The organism is Stieleria sp., from assembly GCF_041595215.1.
Lineage (GTDB): Bacteria > Planctomycetota > Planctomycetia > Pirellulales > Pirellulaceae > Stieleria > Stieleria magnilauensis.
Genome location: NZ_JBFHKV010000574.1, coordinates 1 through 5,354, shown reverse-complemented (window position 1 = coordinate 5,354; position 5,354 = coordinate 1). Strand labels below are relative to the sequence as shown.

Here is a 5,354-nt window from a genome sequence, read left to right as displayed (position 1 = left end):
GTCGGACGTCGAACGATTCGCCGCCGAACTTTCGCCCAATGTTTGGGTTTTGGATCGCCAGAAACTGAATCTGGTTGCGGCGGTCAACGTGGCCGCTCGTATCGCACGTTGTTCAGCAACGGGCTCCTCGGCGCTGCCGCAAACTTCCGGAGGTTCCCGATGAAACTCGCTCGCACCATCGGCTCGATCACACTTTCCAAGTCGCATCCCGCGATGGCCAACGCCAAGCTGCGTCTGGTCGAGGTCGTGGATTCGATCGACCGAGTCGACACCGAACCGCTCGGTGGGGACACGATCGTGGCCTGGGACTTGTGCAGCACCGGACTGGGCGACCTGGTCGCCCTAGCCGAAGGCCCCGAGGCCGCCCAGCCATTCAAACCAGACGTCAAACCCTTGGATGCTTCGATCGTCGCCTTGCTGGACGAGGTTGAATTGTAGCCCGTTTCACTCAAACGTTTCGACCAACACACCACACCACACACGTTCCACTGTCACTCGAGAATCCCATGCAAAATATCCACAAGATCAAACAGGACATGTGCGACATCGGCCGTCGCATCTACAACCGCCAGTTCGCCGCTGCCAACGACGGCAACATCACCGTGCGGATCAGCGACAACGAAGTCTTGTGCACGCCGACGTTGCACTGCAAAGGGTTTTTGACGCCCGAAGACATTTCCACCGTCGACATGACGGGCAAGCAGATCGCCGGTCGCAAGAAACGATCCAGTGAAGCGTTGTTGCACCTGGAAATCTACAAACAACGTGAAGACATTCGCAGTGTCGTCCACTGCCACCCGCCGCACGCGACCGCTTTTGCCATCGCACGCGAGCCGATCCCGCAGTGCATCTTGCCCGAAGTCGAAGTGTTCTTGGGCGATGTGCCGATCACAAAGTATGAAACGCCCGGTGGCCAGGCGTTTGCCGACACGATTATTCCGTTCGTCGCCAAGACCAACGTCATGATTCTGGCCAACCACGGAACGGTCAGCTATGGCGAAACTGTCGAGCAGGCGTACTGGTGGACGGAGATCCTGGACTCGTACTGCCGAATGCTGATGCTGGCCAAACAACTCGGCAACGTGTCGTATTTGGATCAACAGAAATCGAAAGAGCTGTTGGATCTGAAGGACCAATGGGGATACAAGGACCCGCGGAACACCAAGGAGTACGAGGATTGCGACATCTGTGCCAACGACATCTTCCGTGACTCGTGGAAAGAGTCGGGTGTCGAACGTCGTGCGTTCACTCCGCCACCGGCGATGCCGGCCAAACCGGCCAGCTCCGGCAACGGACAAGCGATGCCGGCCGGCATCAACGAAGAGCAACTCGTCAAGCTGATCACTGACGAAGTCATGCGGCAAATGAAGGCCTAGGTACCGCTGCATCCTCTCGGCAGGCTGGAAGCCGATCCCTCTGCTTCCTGGCGACGATCCAAAACAAATCATCCCCTCATCAATCAAACATCATGAAAGTTTCAATCATCGGCGGCGGCGGATTAGTCGGTTCTTGTGCCGCGTATGCTCTGCAGTGTGGCGGTCTGGCCCGTGAAATCGCGCTGCTGGACGTGAACCAGGAACTGGCCGTCGGCCAAGCCCTCGACTTGCAGCATGGCGGACCGAGTGTCGCCGACCAGACGATCGTCGGCGGCGGTTACGAACACATCCCCAGCAGCGATGTGATCTGCATCACCGCCGGACTGCGCCGCAAGCCGGACGAGTCACGGTTGGATTTGATCAATCGCAACACCGATCTGTTCGTCCAGATTCTCAACGACGTCAAAGCGGCCGGCCCGAAACCGACGGCGATTGTGTTGGTTGTCAGCAACCCGGTCGACATCTTGACCTACGTCGCCGCGCAGAAACTGGGGCTGCCCGAAAACCAGGTCATCGGTTTGGGCACCCAACTCGACACGATTCGATTCTGTGCGTTGATTGCCGAGCAGCTCAAAGCACCGCCGACCCAAACCCGCGCCTTGATCTTGGGCGAACACGGCGAGTCGATGGTGCCGGTTTGGAGCAGTGCGACGATCGCGGGATTGCCGTTGGACAAGTACCCCGGTTGGTCGCCGACGCTGGCGACGCAACTGTTCACACGGACGCGTGGCAGCGGTGCCGAAGTGATCAAACGCAAGGGCGGAGCCGGCTTTGCGGTCGGCATCGCGATTCGTGATGTGATCGACGCCGTGATTCTGGATCAACGCCGTGTGCTTCCGGTCAGCAGTGTCCAGCGCGGCTGTTTCGGCGTTCGCGATGTTGCGCTTTCGGTCCCCACGGTCGTCGGCCGAACCGGCGTCGTCGATCGGATGGAAATCGATCTGTGGCCGAAAGAGGTCCAGGGCATGCGGGCCAGCGGCGCCGCACTCCGCAAGACCCTCGACGTGGTCCTCAAACGCATCCGCTGATGCAATCGTGGCCCCTCGTTCCAAGGCATCGGCCTTGGAATGCCATCTCAGTGAGGTCCCGGAAAGAGCCAGGGGACAAGCCGACGGCGCTCCCCGCGGGCATGGATCGGGGCTCGGGCAATCACCCGGGAAACCTTCGGGGCAATCACGAGTAGCGTTGACGATCCGCGGGGAACGCTCGCGGTTGAGATTGGGTGCGGGTCAACTTCCCGAAATCACGCCTCTGCACTACGCTATCGGTCATCCCGGTTTGACCGTTATTTTCTCCCAGAGGCCTCCCGATGGCTTTGTATGACGTTTTTGGTGTAGGGAACGCGCTCGTTGACATTCAGGCTCGCGTCGACGATGCCCTGCTGCGCGAGCTATCACTCGACAAGGGCATCATGACGCTTGTCGACGACGAACAACAATCCGGCGTGCTCAGCCGTCTCGATGGACGCCCCCTGAATCGCTGTGCCGGAGGATCGGCGGCCAACACAATTGTCGCCCTGGCCGAATTTGGTGGGGCGGCGGGCTACATCGGCAAGGTCGGCAGCGACGCGATCGGCGACTTCTTCTTGAAAGACATGAGCGACCTGGGCGTGTCGATCCAAGTCACGCCGGCGGACCAACCGACGGGAACCTGCGCGGTGCTGATCACCGAAGACGCTCAGCGCACGATGCTGACCAATCTGGCCGCCTCGACCAGCCTGTGCCCGGACGACATCGACGAGCACAAGATCGCCAGTTCCAAATACGTCTACGTCGAAGGCTATCTGTTGACCGGCGAAACCACCAAAGCGGCCGCTTACAAGGCGTTCGAATTGGCCAAAAAGCATGACGTCAAAGTCGCCTTCACGGCCTCTGACCCGTTCCTGGTCAACTTGATCCGCGATGAGATCTGGGAGCTGATCACCGGCCCGGTCGACTTGTTCTTCTGCAACGAAGAGGAAGCCAAGTCGCTGACCGGAGAAACCGACGCGCTGAAGTGCGCCGTCAAGATTCACGAACACTGCGAAAACGTGGCGCTGACGTTGGGCGGCAAAGGGTCGATCGTGATGCACGGCGGCGAAGAGTTCCCGATCGAAGGGGTGAAGGTCGACGCGATCGACACCACCGGTGCCGGCGACATGTACGCCGGTGCGATGTTGTACGGGATCACCAACGGTTTGGATTGGCGGACCGCGGGGCACTTGGCGTCGCACGCCGCCGCCCGCGTCGTCGCGCAATTGGGCGCCCGGTTGGACCGTAAATTCACCAAGGAAGAAATTGAGGACCTCAGTCGATTGACCGATTAACTGAGTGAAGGAATCTTTCTCGTTCTCTGACAATGCTGATTTGATATGGCCAAAGCCCCCAAGACCGCGATCTCTCCCACCCGCGCCGACGATTACCCGGAGTGGTACCAACAAGTCATCAAAGCAGCCGACCTGGCGGAAAACTCCCCGGTTCGCGGTTGCATGGTGATCAAACCCTGGGGCTACCAGCTCTGGGAAAACATGCAACGCGCCTTGGACGACATGTTCAAAGCGACCGGGCACCAGAACGCCTACTTCCCGTTGTTCATTCCGATGAGCTTTCTGGAGAAGGAAGCCGAGCACGTCGAAGGGTTTGCCAAAGAATGCGCCGTCGTCACGCACCATCGCTTGGAACCCGATCCCGAGGGCGGATTACGACCGGCCGGCCAGCTGGAAGAACCGTTGATCGTCCGGCCGACCAGCGAAACGATCATCGGGGCGACGTACGCCAAATGGGTCCAAAGCTATCGTGACCTGCCGATCTTGATCAACCAATGGGCCAACGTCGTCCGCTGGGAAATGCGAACGCGGATGTTTCTGCGAACCGCCGAGTTTCTCTGGCAAGAGGGACACACGGTCCATGCCACCGACACCGAGGCGATCGAAGAAACCGAGCGGATGATCAACGTCTATGCCGACTTTGCACGCAACTGGATGGCGATGCCGGTCACGATCGGCGCCAAAACCGCCGGCGAGCGTTTCCCCGGTGCCATCGAAACGCTTTCGATCGAAGCGATGATGCAAGACCGCAAGGCGCTGCAAGCCGGTACCAGCCACTTCCTCGGCCAAAACTTCTCCAAGGCGCAAGAGATCGTGTTTCAAAGCGAATCGGGATCGCGCGAATATGCTTGGACGACGTCGTGGGGTGTTTCGACACGCCTGGTCGGCGCCCTGATCATGACGCACAGCGACGACGACGGTTTCGTCTTGCCGCCAAAATTGGCGCCGATCCACGTCGTGATTCTGCCGATCTACAAAGACGACTCGCGCAGCGCCGTGATGGAATACATCCACGCCTTACGCGACGCCCTCCGCGATCAGACCTACAACGGAGCTCCCGTTCGCGTCGAAATCGATGACCGCGACATGCGTGGCGGTGAAAAGAAATGGCATCACGTCAAACGCGGCGTCCCGATCCGTTTGGAAGTCGGCCCCAAAGACATGGAAAAGAACTCGGTCTTCATGGGACGACGCGACCAGCCCAAGAGCGTCGGCATGGACCGCAACGAATTGGTTGCGACCATCGGAACACTGCTCGGCGAGATCCAGCAATCGCTCTACGATCGAGCCGATCAACTGCGAATCGAAAACACGGTCACGATCACCAACGAAGCCGATTTCCGTGATTTCTTCACACCCAAGAATGCGGACAATCCCGAGATCCACGGTGGATTCGCGATGTGTCATTTCGCCGATGAAGCGAGTATTGACGAGCTGCTGAAAGAACTGAAGGTGACGATCCGTTGCGTGCCGAGTGAAAACAACGACACACCGGGGACGTGCTTCGCGACCGGAAAGCCGGCGGAGAAACAGGCGATCTTTGCCAAGGCATACTAGAAGTCTACCGCAACTCAATTTTTGGGTAGTGGACGAGGCTTCGGGTATTGGACGAGGCTTCGGGTAGTGGACGAGGCGACGAGTCCTCTGTAGTCGGCATCTTGGCAAGGACTCGT

5 protein-coding genes are annotated in these 5,354 nt (G+C 59.1%); all 5 read left to right on the top strand.

What is annotated here, in order from left to right; genetic code table 11:
- Positions 1–159 precede the first annotated feature (159 nt).
- Complete coding sequence (locus tag ABX749_RS20325) at positions 160–438, top strand: EutN/CcmL family microcompartment protein (protein ID WP_259633319.1); 279 nt, start codon at positions 160–162, stop codon at positions 436–438.
- Positions 439–506: 68 nt separating this feature from the next.
- The gene (locus ABX749_RS20320; RefSeq protein ID WP_145212000.1) at positions 507–1,376 is read left to right on the top strand and encodes a class II aldolase/adducin family protein; all 870 of its coding nucleotides are present in this window, start codon (positions 507–509) and stop codon (positions 1,374–1,376) included.
- Positions 1,377–1,468: 92 nt separating this feature from the next.
- Positions 1,469–2,404, top strand: coding sequence for a lactate/malate dehydrogenase family protein (locus ABX749_RS20315; RefSeq protein WP_095742171.1), 936 nt, complete (start codon positions 1,469–1,471; stop codon positions 2,402–2,404).
- 281 nt (positions 2,405–2,685) lie between these two features.
- The gene (locus ABX749_RS20310) at positions 2,686–3,681 is read left to right on the top strand and encodes an adenosine kinase (protein ID WP_145211991.1); all 996 of its coding nucleotides are present in this window, start codon (positions 2,686–2,688) and stop codon (positions 3,679–3,681) included.
- A gap of 45 nt (positions 3,682–3,726) precedes the next feature.
- Positions 3,727–5,238, top strand: a complete 1,512-nt coding sequence (proS, locus tag ABX749_RS20305) for a proline--tRNA ligase (RefSeq protein WP_372897580.1) — start codon at positions 3,727–3,729, stop codon at positions 5,236–5,238.
- The last annotated feature ends 116 nt before the right edge of the window (positions 5,239–5,354 follow it).